This is a genomic window from Cognatishimia activa, assembly GCF_017798205.1.
Taxonomy (GTDB): domain Bacteria; phylum Pseudomonadota; class Alphaproteobacteria; order Rhodobacterales; family Rhodobacteraceae; genus Cognatishimia; species Cognatishimia activa_A.
The window spans coordinates 2,288,414-2,301,998 of record NZ_CP060010.1 but is presented as its reverse complement, the minus strand read 5'-3'; the positions used below and the strand labels follow the sequence as shown (position 1 = coordinate 2,301,998).

Sequence of the window (13,585 nt, the reverse complement as noted above, 5' to 3'; positions counted from 1 at the left end):
CAGAGCCGGATGACGCGCCATGGCGCTGTTGCGGGCGGAAGAGCTCATGCAGCGTCCTCCGCGATAAATTCTGCGCCTTTCCAGCCGATCATCATGCTGGGCGCATTGGTGTTTGCTGATGTGACAGACGGCATAATGCTTGCGTCGGCCACCCAAAGGTTTTCAACGCCTCTGACGGAAAGGCGTTCTGAAACCGGCCCGCCCAAACGCAAGGTGCCAACCGGATGATAGGCCGTGCCACAGTTCGCGCGGATGTGCTCTTTCAGCGCGTCCCCTTGGACGGCTGCGCTGGGATAAACCTCCGGCGCGCGTCGAGTGCCGAAATCCGCCGCCTGCAATAAGCCGCGAAGCCTCTCGAGCCCGGCAGCCAGCGTTTCAAGATCATCAGGGTCTTTGAGCAACCCAAGGTCGATCAGAGGCGCGGCTTTTGGATCCTTGGACGCAAGACTAAACCGTCCACGCGATTTCGGGCGACACAGGCACACATCAGCGAAATATCCGGACTTCTTTTGAAACCGGGGGCCCGTGTGAGCCAAATGGAACGGAATGAAATGGCTTTGCACGTCAGGAGCTTGATCTACGCCGCGCGCATTGAAAAACATGCCGCCCTCAACGGTCGGTGACGCAAAGGGACCTGTGCGCGACAGCGCATACTTAAACGGAGCCAATACCCAATTGAGCCACTGCGCCGCTTCTAGCCCATATCCCGAACCCGCTCCTTCAAAATGCAACCCTATGCCAGGGTGGTCATGCAAGTTCTCACCGACCTCGGGCGCGTCTTCGCGGCAATCGATACCTAGCTTCTCAAGATCGCTCTTAGGGCCAACGCCCGACCGCATCAGAATACCCGGGGACGCAACAGAACCAGCGCTTAGGACAACTCCCTTTGCCACACGGATTTCGCTACCGTCGACAAGGACGGCGCCTACGGCCTTGTCGCCGTCCCAGAGCAAGCGATCCACATGGGCATCCGTGCGAAGCTCGACCAGCTTGCCAATATTCATTGCGCGCGCCGCCGAGTTTCTGCGGCCGCCCACCAAGTTATAGGCAAACACTCCAGAGCTTTCGGTCTCGGGCGTTGGACGTGTTTCTGGGAAAACTGATGAAAGCCCCGTCGTCAAAGGATGCGGTGTCGCAAGACGGCTTGGTTTTAGCGCATCCTCAACTGCTTCAAACGCAGGCGCGACCTCTTCATAGCTCCAACCCTGAACGTTCCAATTGTCGAAATCGTCCTTTCGGCCGCGAAACCAAACCATTGAGTTGATCGAGCCAGACCCGCCGACCATCCGCCCGCGCGGCACTTTAATTTCGCGGTTTCCAGCACCCTTCTGCGGAGTTGAGGTGAAACACCAATCACGCTTGCTGCCCATAACCCAAATCAGCCCCATCGGGGTTTGAACCAGAGGATGGCGATCACTTGGCCCCGCCTCAAGCAAGAGCACCGACCCAGCCCCTCGTCGCACCAATTCGGCGGCCAGAACACAGCCCGCCGAACCGGCACCTATGACAAGGAAGTCCTTCATCAGCCTTTGACAGCCCCCGCGGTCAGGCCGCTGACGATCTGGCGTTGGAAGAACAAGATCAACACAAAGAGAGGTGCGGTCGCCGAAACAACGGCTGCGACTGCGAACATGATGTTGCCCTGCACCTGAACCGAGCCAAGGAAGCTTGCAACGGCAGGCACCATGGTCTCGTTCGGTTTGCTGAGCAGCATCGAGGTCACGGCATAATCGTTATAGGCAAGCAAGAAACTGAACAGGCCCGTGGTGATCACGCCCGGCCACATCACCGGCACGATCACATGACGGAAGGCTTGGAACCGGGTGCATCCATCGACCATGGCACTTTCGTCCATGTCTTTGGGGATGTTTTTGAAGAAACTGTGCAGCATCCACAATGTGAACGGCTGGTTGATCGCCACAAGCACAATGATCGCTGTGCCCTTGAGGCCCCAAATATTCCATTCAAAGAACGGAAGCATATAGCCCGAGACCAGCGTAATATGCGGCATCGCACGGAAGATCAGCGCGGCCATCAAGATCCAGAACGCATAGCGGAAACCAGAGCGCGCCAAAGCGTAGCCACCAAGTGTGCCGAACGTCAGCGAGATAATCACCGTGAAGAACACGATGACCATTGTGTTCAGAACGTTGCGCCAAAAGGATTCCTGAACCCACGCGCCATAATACCCGTTGCCGGTAAAGGCGCCACCGGTCTCGCGGGTGGTGAAGACGCCATAAAGCGCGTTGGTCCAATCCGCCTTAGAGAAAAAGTCGCCCTGAACCTTAAAGCTGCCCCAGAAGGTCCAAAGGAAAGGGAAGGCAGCGATCACGAGCCAGGTGATCACCAGTGCGTAGGAGACGACCTTGAACGGTGTAAGACGGTTTTGTGCCTGAGTTGCCATGATGCGTTCCCTTAATGAGACTTAGCGTTGAAGTCGCGCCAGGTGCGGATCAACACAGGTGTGAGAAGGATAGCGACGCCGATGATCGTCAGGATCGAGGTCGCGCCAGCCGAAAGCATAAAGCGGGTTGCCGCTTCGCGCAGATCGCTCCAGATGAAAATACTCAGCGACTGGGCGTGGGCCTCGGCGTTAAAGCTGACGATCGGTTCAAAGACGCGGAAGTTATCCATCAACAGCATCAGGGTCACGAAAGACACCAGCGGCATCAGATGCGGCACGACCACGTGGATCATGGATTGCCACTTGTTTGCCCCATCAATCTGCGCGGCCTCAAGCGTGTCTTTGGACACGGTCTGCAGCCCCGCATAAAAGGTGATGAAGCTAAAGGGCAGCGTGTGCCAGATCCCGTAGACGATCAGCGCGATCCACATCAGCGGGGTCGACGATTTGATCGTCAAACTCGGGTCATTGAAGATGTTCTGGAGCGTCGCGCCGATGATACCTTCGCCGTCAAGCATCCAGGACAGGATCATCGAGCCAACGACCGTCGCCACAAGGAACGGCAACAGAGAGATAAAGATCGCGACACCGCGGAAGGCGCGTGGGAGGTTGTTCACGCCAACCGCGATTGCCAGACCCAGGATCAGAACCGCCGGGGTTACAGTGAAGGTGTAGGTCAGAGTAAAGATCAGAGCGCGATAGAACTTCAGATCCATCAATCCATTGACAAAAGAGGCAAGACCAGTCGACTCGCGCCAGATCTCGGCTACTTCGGCGGATGCCAAGTGGGACCGGTCAAAATATGTGCTGAGACCGTTAAAGCGACCCAAGGGTTTCTCTTCGCGAAGCGCTGCGGTGGCCTCTGCGTCAATCGATGTGGTTTGGTTACAGCCAAAAGGCCCGCAGCTTTCGGAGACGACAAGCACCTGCTCGTGCTCAACGAAAAGCGATTGGATAAAGACCGAAACAATCGGCAACGCGATAAACAGGATCATGGCCGAGAGCGTCGGCAGAATGAACCAAAAGAACGTGCGGTGTTTCATGTCCTAGACCTTTTTGGCGTGTCAGAAATCAGGGGGTGAAGGGGGCCGAAAAGCCCCCTTCCTCAGGCTCTTAGTTCAAAAAGCCCGCTTCTTTCGCTGCGGTCACATAGGCCGCTTCGACGTCCGCCAGCGCGTCTTCTGCGCTCTCGGTGCCTTTGTAGAAGTCAACCAGTTCGGACCCCAGTGCGTTGTGCATCAGGTTCACGAATGGGATCATTGGGTAAGGCTTGGCCCCTGCATTTGCAGTCGCGGACACACCTGCCGCCGCTGGACCAGGCTGGAAGCCGTCGATCAGCCAGATGGCTTTGTCGTTGTGCTCTTTCATCAGGTCTGCGTTCAGGCCGCTGACCAGGGCTGCAAAGCTTGCTTCCGCGTCGGCATCAGGCACGTTCTTGGCAATGGTCACACCATCCCACCACAGAGTCGCCGCTGGCGTAGAGCCACCGTTTGCGGTTGGCGCCATCGAGAGCAGAGTATTCTCGGTGACATCGGCTGTAGACCCCTCGTCGTCCAGAACCGCGCCGCCACGAGAGCCCCACATGATCGCCATTGCCGCCTGACCTGCTTCCCAAAGTGCCTGGGTTTCGTTGGACGCGTGGCTGAGGTGATCTGGGTGGGTGTACTCCAGCAAGGATTTGATCGAGTTCAGCGCCGCGACACCTGCTGCGGAATTCACTGCTGGCTCAGCTGTACCTGGCTTGAATAGCTCGCCGCCGTTCGCGAAATAGAACAGGTTGAAGATCTCGCCAACGTTCCAGCCGACCTTCATGTTCATCGCAATCGGATATTCCATGATGCCTGCTGCGCGGATTTTTTCCGCCGCGGCCACCATTTCTTCAACGCTGGACGGTGTGCCTTCGACGCCCGCTTGCGCGAGAATGTCAGTCCGGGTGAAGAGGTGCTGGGAGTTCGCCATGAAGGCAATCGCCATAACGTTACCGTCAATGGTGATTAGCTGATGCGGCTTGAGGTTCGCACCGTATTTGTCGACCAGATCGTTCAAAGGACGCACGAGGTCATCATTCATTAACTGAGTGAGCGTAGAGTTCGCCACGATCACGCTGGTGTATTCTGCCGGGTTTGGCGTCAGCGCTTGGTTCATCATGTCGCGTGTATCGTCACGCAGGTTGATAGTGAACTCGCCCGCGCTGCCAGAGCAGTTTGCTTCGGCCGCACCAGCAACCGCTTGGATCGCTGGAAAGTCTGACCCGAGAATACGAACCGACGCGCCATCAGGACCACACATTGCGTGACCACCTGCATAGGCAGAGGTCCCCAGCAGAGCTGACATTGCACCAGCAACCATTACTTTCTTTAGAAACATGTCTTTCTCCCTGTTTCTTGTCATTTTGGATGCGTCTTGCAATCACGCACCCAGCTAAAGACGCTTATTAATTGCGCCATAATTCAGGGGCTTACCCCCCTACACGCTCACCTGTTTCAGCATCAAACAAGTGGCAATGTTCCATTGGAACTTTGATCGAGACGATGTCTCCAATGTCCGCGCGATAGTTCTTGTCAGCCTTAACGCTGACCAAAGAGCCACCGATCCGAACCGATACCATCGTCGCTTCGCCCAAAAGTTCCATCGTATAAATCGGCGCGTTGATCTGACCGCCGCTGCCCACAACTTCGGCATCTTCTGCACGGAAGCCCAAAGTCGTTTTCGCGTCAGGTGCCGTGAGGCCTTTGACCTCAACGCCTTCCGCCTTAAATGTTCCGCCTTCTACCGCGCCATCCATCAAGTTCATGGCCGGGTTGCCGATGAAGCTTGCGACAAACGCATTGGCCGGGCGGTCGTAGATTTCCGTTGGGCTACCAACCTGCTGCACAACCCCCTGTTTCATGACCACCACGCGATCCGCGAGGGTCATGGCCTCGATCTGGTCGTGGGTTACATAGATGGTGGTTACGGCCAGCTCGTGAGAGAGGTTTTTGATCTGCGCACGGGTCGAGACGCGCAGTTTTGCGTCTAGGTTGGACAGTGGCTCGTCCATCAGGAACACATTCGGCTCGCGCACAATGGCGCGGGCCAAAGCAACACGCTGACGCTGACCGCCAGAAAGCTCGGCTGGCTTGCGGTGCAGGAATTCGTCCAGTTCAACCATCGCCGACGCGCGACGCACTTTTTCGTCGTGTGTGCTTGGATCAACGCCGCGCACTTTCAGCGGAAAGCGGATGTTCTCGTAGACGTTCATGTTCGGATAAAGCGCATAGCTTTGGAACACCATCGCCACATCTCGGTCCTTGGGCTCCAAATCATTGACCCGCGTTCCGTCGACCAAAATATCGCCTTCGGTTGCATCCTCTAGGCCCGCGATCATACGCATCGTCGTGGTCTTGCCGCAGCCAGACGGCCCCAAGAGCACAAGGAACTCTTTGTCAGCAATCGTAAGATTGAAATCATCAACGCCAACAAAGCTGCCCCAGCGCTTGCTGAGGTTCTTGAGCTGGATTTCGGCCATGAAGGCTCCTCCCGAGTGTCATCAATGCAATTTTTGCATACGCTTGCAACAGGGTAGACTCGGGTTCCGGATTTTGGCAAGAAGTTTTTGCAAACGTGTGCAAAAATCCATCAAAGGGAGAGGTCGAGTGGTCGACTTTCAAGCGGAAAAACATTTAGTTAGAGAATACTATGCTGCTTTGGACGCCGCCGATTCTGGCGATATAGCGGGTGTTCTGGGTCAATATATTTCGACCGACTATCTGTGGCGCGGCTTTCATCCTTTCAATGAAATGACGGACTCGATTCGTGTCGCATCAGAATTCTGGGCACCCCTGAAAACATCCTTAAAACGGCTTCAACGGCGTCAGGATGTTTTCATGGCAGGCAAGAATGAAACCGACGGCTTTGACGGCTCATGGGTTGTGTCTATGGGCCACCTTATGGGGCTCTTTGATGAGCCTTGGCTTGGCATCGCGCCGACGGGCAAAATGGCTTTCCTGCGGTATTGCGAGTTCAACAAGGTCGCGGGCGGCAAGATCGTCGAAACCGCCATGTACTTCGATATCCCGCATTTGATGATGCAAGCGGGCCTAAATCCCTTCCCGCCTCAAACCGCAGCGCATCTGGTTCAGCCCGGGCCTATGACGCATGATGGATTGCTCTTTGATGCGCAACCAAAGGCCGAAGGTGACGCGACCCTTGCGGCGATCAACGCCATGATTGGGGATCTGGGCACTTGGCAACTTGGATTGCCACTCGAAGAAGAACTGGCGCGGACATGGCACGACGACATGATCTGGTGGGGGCCAGCCGGGATCGGTGCGACCTACACAATCGAGCGCTACGCCAAACAGCACTCTGGCCCCTTCCGCGCGGCCTTTTCTGAACGATCCAAGACAAACCACATCTGCCGCATGGCCGAAGGGCACTACGGCGGTTTCTTTGGCTGGCCGAATTTCACCGCCCGCCATGATGGCGGGTTTATGGGCATGCCTGCCAGTGACAAACTTGGCGAGATGCGCGTGATCGACATCTATCGTCGCGAAGGCGACAAGCTGGCCGAGAACTGGATCTTCATTGACCTTCTGCATTTCTGGAAAGGCCTTGGCGTCGACATACTGGCCCGCATGCAAGAGGTGCCCCGCACATGATCGATGCACATCACCATCTCTGGGATTTGAACGCGGTACACTACCCTTGGCTGATGGCCCAAGGCGTAGAACGCTTTTTCGGAGATCCCTCCCCTATTCAGCGCGACTATCTGATCAATGAGTTCCGAGCTGAGGCGAGTGCCTGCGGGATCACCGGATCGGTCCACATTCAGGTAGGCGCAGAGGACCCGTTGGCCGAGGCAAAATGGGTTCAATCGGTTGCCGACGCCACGCCGGATTGGCCGATGGCGCAAGTGGTGTTTTGCGATCTCACAGCGCCGGACCTGCCTGCTCAACTGGATGAATACCAGCGGTTTTCGACAGTGAAAGGCGTGCGCCAAATCATCGGACGTGCCCCTGGCGAAGATGCTGTGACAGGCACGAACGACTTGCTGGACGACCCTTCATTCCTGAAAGGTCTCAAGGAAGCGGGTGACCGCGGGCTGAGTTTTGACTTGCAGCTTAATCCAGAGCTCATGGAGAAAACCGCCACCGTAATCGCACAGGCGCCGGATACGCCCGTCGCGCTCTGTCACGCAGGCTCCCCACACGATCGAACGGAAGCGGGTCTGGCCAATTGGGCGCGGTCATTGCGGCATCTTTCAGACCTGCCTCATGTAACTTGCAAACTCTCTGGACTTGGAATGTTTGAACACAATTGGACGCAGGAAAGCCTCGCGCCGATTGTAGAAGACGTCATTGGGCAATTTGGTCCGGATCGCGTCATGTTTGGATCGAACTTCCCGGTGGACAAACTCTATTCGGACTATCAAAAAATGTTTGAAACCCAGAGAGCCTTGATCCCATCAGACCACTACGATCAAGTCTTCAACTCAGTGGCGCACGCCTTTTACTTTTAAGCCTGAACGTTAAAGGACGAGCGCAAGGCAAACACACCGGTCCCGCAAGACGCTGCGGATGCAAGTTCGCGTTGCCAGACGGACCTTTTCTACGCACAAAGCGTAGTGACATTTACTTGCGAAGTCGGGGCGGCTCACCTCTTTGACCGAATTCCAGCCACCGCTTGTTCAAAGCCATGCTGATGGGTTGGCGGAACTCATGGGCAAGACGCTTCGCTATGACAGCGGCGCGGGTGTTGTTGAACTCCAAATCAACGACCTCGAAACATGGATGTCCGTCGATGGCGCAGCCGCAGAGACCTTCCGAACCCATGTGACGAAGATTGCCGAAGGTATCTATTTCATATCCTGGCTTGATGAGCGCATCTCTGGTGATCACATCGTATTCAATCAAAATACCATGCAGGTATTTGACCATGTGACTTCAGATCAGATCCGCTGCGAGCAGATTTTCGAAGCAAGCTGTTTTGGACCCGCTGGTGGCTGCATGATTGACGGCTTTAACAGCGCGCCTGCTGGTTCCAACTGACCCGTAAGAAAGCGCAACACCAGATGCCGGACAAGATTGTGAGGCGAAGGTTATGAGGGAACAAAGCGCAGGGCTATTCCGCCAAGCTGCGACATGTCAGATGCAATAAGATGTTCGTCGGTTTCTGACACAGTCACAGAGGCGCAATCCTTCACGACCCCAAGATTTTTGACACGAACATCCAAAGCTGAAATGCGCGGTCCATTTGCGAAGAAAGCCTGGGATAAAGTAACTCTGTAGAAAGCCTCAAATTGGTCGGGCGCCATGATGCGCCAATGTCCGTTGGTGGTCTCAACAGCGTCAAACCCTTCGGCATCTTTTGTGGCAGACACATTGTGAATACGGGCGAACCAATCCAGCACAGGTGCTTTGTCCTCGGCCACAATAGTTGCGGCCGCAAAGCCTTGCGCGCCGTTGGGATGGATCATCCTGTTAGGAAACTCCAGCAGGTCGCGTCGGTGTTGTTGGCATGCAAAAACGGACAAACGCGGCAGGCTGTCATTGTGGAAAACCTTAAGCGTGGTTTTGGTTCGATCAGGCTTACTGTCTGCACGGACAACATCGCGACCAAAATCAATCGTGCCAGTGCATTGAATATCGCGATCGGCCAGTTGTTGCTCGGCCTCTTCTGCGTCCTCGGTGAACAGCGCCGTCAGAGCTACGCCTTCGGACCTGTTCAGGAATTCTTCAACATGTCGACCAAAGCGAAACCCGCCCGCTTCGTATCCATCCAGCAAAGTCTCATCGCCAATGCTCACAATCTCTATGATCTGATGGCGGAACAAAGCCAGCGCCGTCGAGGTTCCCCAAGGGTGCTGTCCCGGAGGCGCGATAAAGAAGCCCAAATCACGGTAAGTCTCAATTGCTTTGTCGAGATCATGAACAGCGATCAGCGGATGGTCGATCCCAAGAAATGCCATTGCAACCTCCTACAGAAATCCGCTGAAACTGCCGGGCTTTCGATCGCGGATAGTAGCCTTGGGACCATAAACCGTTTTGCCAGCGGGAACCGATCTGGTCACGATTGCCCCTGCGGCGACGACTGCGTTTTCGCCGATATCAATGCCGCCCAAGATGATCGCATGACCGCCCAACACTGCCCCTTTGCAGATAAGCGGGTGTCGGCGGTCGCCCATACTCACAAAATTCGACCCCAGAGTGACCCCGTGCCAGATGCTCACGTCATCTTCGATGATCGCAGTGCGTCCGATTACAACGCCAAGCCCGTGGTCAAGCCAGACCCGACGACCGATATCGGCCTCTGGGGCTATGTCCACGCTCAGCTGTCGCCCTAGAATGGCTTTGACCGCAGCGGCGGCGGTGTCACGGCCCGACAAGAACAAAGCCCGAGATGCGCGATAGGACAACAGCCCCTGATACCCCGCAGCAAAAAGCAAAACCCGCGCAGGGTCAGTGCTCAGATCGCGCGCGGCAGTGGCGGCGAGATCCTCCAAAGCGACCGAAACAGCCTCTCTGTCCTCAGCAAATCCCTCACCTACCAAGTCACGCACCCGATGTCGCGCATGCGCGTCTTGCACGAGCCCGGCCAAGACAGCGGCGAGCAGTTCAGCGTCGTTTTGTACCTCGTCCGGTTCAAACCCAAGAAGCGCCGACAAGGCGGGTTCTGCGTGAAAAAGGCGGGCGATGTCTTCCAGAAGGTTCATGTCATTCGCTCGGGGCATAACCAAAAGCCACGCGGGGGACTTCTGCTGTTTCCACCCATACGCTTTTGGGCTCTGTGTATTCCATGAGTACCTCCATACCAGAGGATCGACCAAATCCCGAAGAACGCGAGCCGCCGAAGGGGGTTGAGACATGGATGGCTTTATACCCGTTTACCCAGAATGTCCCTGCCCGCACTTTTGCTGCCATACGGTGGGCAAGGCTAACGTTGTTGGTCCAAACTGCACCAGCCAGCCCGAAATCGGTGCTATTGGCAATGCGCAGGGCATCGGCTTCATCTTCAAAACTCAGAGCCGTCACGACGGGTCCGAAAATTTCGGTTTGAGCAGCACTTGCTTCGGGCGGCAGGCCGGCGAGGATCGTAGGCGGCACCATCAGCGCATCGCCTTCGGAGCTGGGGCCTGTCAGAACCTTGGCTCCTTCTTGCACTGCCTGATCGACCATAGCTGTCACGTGATCGAACTGACGTCGATTGCTAATCGGGCCAATCTCTGTCGCATCATCCAATGGATCACCAACTTTCAGGTGACTCATACCATCCGCGACCATCTCTAAAAAATGGTCTTTGATTGATGCTTGCACCAAGAGCCGCGAACCTGCGACGCAGCTTTGACCTGCCGTGGCAAAGATTGCGGCCTGCGCGCCCTTGCAGGCGGCTTCCAGGTCGGCGTCCTCAAATACAATGTTGGCAGATTTCCCACCCAGTTCCAGCACGACCGGTTTCAACGCCCTCCCAGCCGAAGTAGCCACAACTCGACCGGTTGCCGGCGACCCTACAAAAACCACTTTGCGCGTCGCGTCATGCGCAATGGCTGCTTCACCGGCTGTTGGTCCAAGCCCTGCTAGCACATTGACCAGTCCCTTTGGGGCGCCTGCTTCCTCGCAGAGGGCAGCCAAGGCAACCGAGGTCACGGGCGTCAGCTCGCTGGGTTTCAAAACAACGCCGTTCCCGCAGGCCATTGCAGGCGCAATCTGCCAACCGGCAGTGAACATCGGCGCATTCCACGGAGTGATTTGGAAGATCACGCCCAAAGGCTCGCGGATGGTATAATTCAGATGGCCCGAGGGTACTGGGATCACTTGCCCGTGCAACTTGTCGGTATAGCCGGCGTAGTAGCGGAACATTTCCGAGACCTTGGCCACCTCAACACGACAATCGCGGATTGGCTTGCCCGATACGACCGCCTCAACCTGCGCCAAGCTTTCCTGCCGTTCATCAACCAAGGCTGCTATCTTCTGCATCACCACGCCGCGCCCCGCAGCGGTGAAATCTGCCGTCCAGACCTTTTGCGCAGCCTCAGCCGTCTCGCAGGCCTGATTTGCGATCGCCGCACCACAGTCGGAATATTCGGCCAGTACAGCGCGGGAATACGGGTCCTCCAAGGCGATCATCGCGCCACTGCCAGAGACAAACTCACCCCCAACGTAACTTTGAGGCATGTCCGCGAGCCCCAGCGCGCTGCAGAGCGACTTGTAGTGAGCAATTCGGTCAAGCATTAGACGTGTTCCGGAATTTGAAGATTTCATTGAAGTCGGCGTTGTCATCCAGCTCTTCGCGGCTGCTCTCCCAAATTGCGGCAATCGCCTCGGTCGCCGGAAGGTCGATACCCAAGCGGCCGGCCAACCCGGTGGCAAGGCCGACATCTTTTCGCATCAATCCCATGGTGAACCCCGAGTCATAAGCTTCGTTGGTGATCCACTTGGGAAAGTTTACCTCGCTAACGCCCGATCGACCGGACCCAGCGTTGATGCCTGCAAGAAGCTCTGACAAAGAAATGCCAGCACGCTCGGCCATCTGCGCCATTTCACTCATCAAAACAAGGTTCGCGGCGCACAAGAGATTGTTGGCGATCTTTACCGTATGACCTGCGCCAGACGGACCTATATGGAGCAGCTTGCCCGTCATTTTCTCGAGCAGTGGTCGGACTTTTGCAAAGGCGGTTTTGTCGCCGCCGACCACCATCGTCATAGTGCCGCTGCGAGCTCCGAGAGGTCCGCCGCTGACGGGGCCATCAAGGAAAACATAGCCCTGACGTTCAGCAGTCGCAGCGAGCTGCTTGGTGGTGTCGGGCTCTGACGTTGATGTGTCCACAACAATGGTGCCCGGTTTCAGATTTGGACCAAGCTCGTCCATGAGCGACGCTACAATCGCGGCTTTAGGCAAAGACAGAAGGACCGTTTCGCAAGCGCAAAAATCAGCAAGACTTTGAGCTACACTGGCGCCCAATTCACGCGCGCGGTCGCGAGCTTCCGGCATGGCATCATAGCACAATAGATCAATTTTCTGATCCATCAGACGAGAGACATATCCGCCCCCCATTGCACCTAATCCAATCAATCCGATCATGAGCCCCTCCCCAAGGTTTTGTGAAAGTTAGCTCATCACCCTAGTTCCGTGAATTGCATGCGTTCGAGTAAAATGTTGCGAAATTTGCAACATCAACTCTTGATCATGTCTTGAACGCCAGCATCGACCGCATCGCGTGGTTTGCCAACTTCATGGCGACATCAGGCAGGCGCCGACCCGAACGAGCGATCATGCTGACTTCGCCTTTTGCAAATTCAGGTATGTCCACAGGCAAATCTACGATTGAGCCATCCGCGATCTCTTGCGCAACGACGAAAGAAGGAAGGACAGTGACGCCCAGCCCTTCTCGAACAAAGTTACGTACGGCTGCGAGCGAGTTCGCTTCTAAATCTCGATTCAAACGGACCCCATAGGTTGTCTCGACCTCGCGCACCATCGCACCTATGCCGGACCCTGACGACAACAGGGCCATTCTCATACCGGCAAGAGTGTTGATTGACACAGGGGCGACTGTATTGGCGCATCCTGATGACGGACTGACCAAGAGTTGCAGCGGCTGCGTCATATGCGCCAATACTTTACACTGGCGATCTGGCATCGCGTTGAAAACAAAACCCAAATGCGCCACATCATTGAGAACATCTTGCATGACGGTTTCGGTTGAACCACTTCGCATGTTGAAAGTGATTTCTGGGTGCATCCTCTTGAAACCGGGCAGTGCGTTCTTGATCAAATCGCTGATAAACCCATCTCCGACCGCGAGTGAAACGGTACCCCTGCGCATCCCTCTCAAAGCGTCAAACTCAGCTGTAAGCGCCTCTAGCTCAGCCATCTGAGCACGCAAATGGCACAAGAGCAACGCGCCTGCTTCCGTCGGTGTGACACCCTTCTTTCGCCGCTCGAGCAATTGAATACTGAGCTCTTCCTCCAACGAGGTCAGTCGGCGGCTTATGGTTGAAGGCTCTTGTTCCAAAGCGACAGCGGCTGCTCGAATAGAGCCCTCTTGGCAAACACGCAAAAAAGTAGAGGTGAGTTTTTGATCCATATCGAGTCAGACTGTTGCAAATGACGCAACTTATTTTACGAACACGGACACTTTGTGCAACAATTGGGCAATGGGGGCTTCTCGCACAGAAAGACTACTGTGACTTGAAAGGCGAC

Annotated in this window: 13 protein-coding genes; 3 read left to right on the top strand and 10 right to left on the bottom strand. The window is 55.8% G+C overall.

Annotated features, from left to right (window positions below):
• Positions 1-44: 44 nt before the first annotated feature.
• From HZ995_RS11290 to HZ995_RS11270, 5 genes are all read right to left on the bottom strand, one after another.
• A complete protein-coding gene (locus tag HZ995_RS11290; protein WP_209355753.1) occupies positions 45-1,523 on the bottom strand; it encodes a GMC family oxidoreductase in 1,479 nt (492 codons plus the stop codon).
• Entirely contained in the window at positions 1,523-2,404 is an 882-nt protein-coding gene (locus HZ995_RS11285) for a carbohydrate ABC transporter permease (RefSeq protein ID WP_209355752.1), read from the bottom strand. The genes HZ995_RS11290 and HZ995_RS11285 overlap by 1 nt, the downstream gene beginning before the upstream one ends.
• 11 nt (positions 2,405-2,415) lie before the next feature.
• On the bottom strand, positions 2,416-3,447 hold the full coding sequence (locus HZ995_RS11280; RefSeq protein WP_209355751.1) for a carbohydrate ABC transporter permease: 1,032 nt from the start codon (positions 3,445-3,447) through the stop codon (positions 2,416-2,418).
• 70 nt (positions 3,448-3,517) lie between these two features.
• Complete coding sequence (locus tag HZ995_RS11275) at positions 3,518-4,771, bottom strand: ABC transporter substrate-binding protein (protein ID WP_209355750.1); 1,254 nt, start codon at positions 4,769-4,771, stop codon at positions 3,518-3,520.
• Between the two features lie 91 nt (positions 4,772-4,862).
• Complete coding sequence (locus HZ995_RS11270; RefSeq protein ID WP_209355749.1) at positions 4,863-5,912, bottom strand: ABC transporter ATP-binding protein; 1,050 nt, start codon at positions 5,910-5,912, stop codon at positions 4,863-4,865.
• A gap of 127 nt (positions 5,913-6,039) precedes the next feature.
• Here HZ995_RS11270 and HZ995_RS11265 point away from each other — a divergent pair, with 127 nt between their 5' ends.
• From HZ995_RS11265 to HZ995_RS11255, 3 genes are all read left to right on the top strand, one after another.
• Entirely contained in the window at positions 6,040-7,044 is a 1,005-nt protein-coding gene (locus tag HZ995_RS11265; RefSeq protein WP_245168654.1) for an ester cyclase, read from the top strand.
• Positions 7,041-7,904 carry an amidohydrolase family protein gene (locus HZ995_RS11260; RefSeq protein ID WP_209355747.1) on the top strand — a complete coding sequence of 288 codons (864 nt, stop codon included), beginning with the start codon at positions 7,041-7,043 and terminating at the stop codon, positions 7,902-7,904. Before HZ995_RS11265 ends, HZ995_RS11260 begins: the two co-directional genes overlap by 4 nt.
• A gap of 199 nt (positions 7,905-8,103) precedes the next feature.
• Positions 8,104-8,433, top strand: coding sequence for a hypothetical protein (locus tag HZ995_RS11255; protein ID WP_209355746.1), 330 nt, complete (start codon positions 8,104-8,106; stop codon positions 8,431-8,433).
• 50 nt (positions 8,434-8,483) lie between these two features.
• Here the strand turns inward: HZ995_RS11255 and HZ995_RS11250 are convergent, their stop codons facing one another.
• The 5 genes from HZ995_RS11250 to HZ995_RS11230 form a co-directional block, all read right to left on the bottom strand.
• The gene (locus tag HZ995_RS11250) at positions 8,484-9,353 is read right to left on the bottom strand and encodes a VOC family protein (protein WP_209355745.1); all 870 of its coding nucleotides are present in this window, start codon (positions 9,351-9,353) and stop codon (positions 8,484-8,486) included.
• A gap of 9 nt (positions 9,354-9,362) precedes the next feature.
• Entirely contained in the window at positions 9,363-10,097 is a 735-nt protein-coding gene (locus HZ995_RS11245; RefSeq protein ID WP_245168653.1) for a serine O-acetyltransferase, read from the bottom strand.
• Position 10,098: 1 nt separating this feature from the next.
• Positions 10,099-11,556 (bottom strand): aldehyde dehydrogenase family protein, encoded by a 1,458-nt coding sequence (locus tag HZ995_RS11240; RefSeq protein WP_245168652.1) that lies wholly within the window; start codon positions 11,554-11,556, stop codon positions 10,099-10,101.
• A 49-nt stretch (positions 11,557-11,605) separates the two neighbouring features.
• Positions 11,606-12,463 carry an NAD(P)-dependent oxidoreductase gene (locus HZ995_RS11235; protein WP_209355742.1) on the bottom strand — a complete coding sequence of 286 codons (858 nt, stop codon included), beginning with the start codon at positions 12,461-12,463 and terminating at the stop codon, positions 11,606-11,608.
• Between the two features lie 103 nt (positions 12,464-12,566).
• On the bottom strand, positions 12,567-13,469 hold the full coding sequence (locus tag HZ995_RS11230) for a LysR family transcriptional regulator (protein WP_209355741.1): 903 nt from the start codon (positions 13,467-13,469) through the stop codon (positions 12,567-12,569).
• Positions 13,470-13,585: the final 116 nt, after the last annotated feature.

Excerpts from the sequence above, each read along its gene's own strand:
- HZ995_RS11280 (WP_209355751.1), bottom strand. The coding sequence starts at position 3,447 with ATGAAACACCGCACGTTCTTTTGGTTCATTCTGCCGACGCTCTCGGCC.
- HZ995_RS11270 (WP_209355749.1), bottom strand. The coding sequence starts at position 5,912 with ATGGCCGAAATCCAGCTCAAGAACCTCAGCAAGCGCTGGGGCAGCTTT.
- HZ995_RS11255 (WP_209355746.1), top strand. The coding sequence starts at position 8,104 with ATGGGCAAGACGCTTCGCTATGACAGCGGCGCGGGTGTTGTTGAACTC.
- HZ995_RS11250 (WP_209355745.1), bottom strand. The coding sequence starts at position 9,353 with ATGGCATTTCTTGGGATCGACCATCCGCTGATCGCTGTTCATGATCTC.
- HZ995_RS11290 (WP_209355753.1), bottom strand. The coding sequence starts at position 1,523 with ATGAAGGACTTCCTTGTCATAGGTGCCGGTTCGGCGGGCTGTGTTCTG.
- HZ995_RS11275 (WP_209355750.1), bottom strand. The coding sequence starts at position 4,771 with ATGTTTCTAAAGAAAGTAATGGTTGCTGGTGCAATGTCAGCTCTGCTG.
- HZ995_RS11285 (WP_209355752.1), bottom strand. The coding sequence starts at position 2,404 with ATGGCAACTCAGGCACAAAACCGTCTTACACCGTTCAAGGTCGTCTCC.
- HZ995_RS11235 (WP_209355742.1), bottom strand. The coding sequence starts at position 12,463 with ATGATCGGATTGATTGGATTAGGTGCAATGGGGGGCGGATATGTCTCT.
- HZ995_RS11230 (WP_209355741.1), bottom strand. The coding sequence starts at position 13,469 with ATGGATCAAAAACTCACCTCTACTTTTTTGCGTGTTTGCCAAGAGGGC.
- HZ995_RS11245 (WP_245168653.1), bottom strand. The coding sequence starts at position 10,097 with ATGAACCTTCTGGAAGACATCGCCCGCCTTTTTCACGCAGAACCCGCC.
- HZ995_RS11240 (WP_245168652.1), bottom strand. The coding sequence starts at position 11,556 with ATGCCTCAAAGTTACGTTGGGGGTGAGTTTGTCTCTGGCAGTGGCGCG.
- HZ995_RS11260 (WP_209355747.1), top strand. The coding sequence starts at position 7,041 with ATGATCGATGCACATCACCATCTCTGGGATTTGAACGCGGTACACTAC.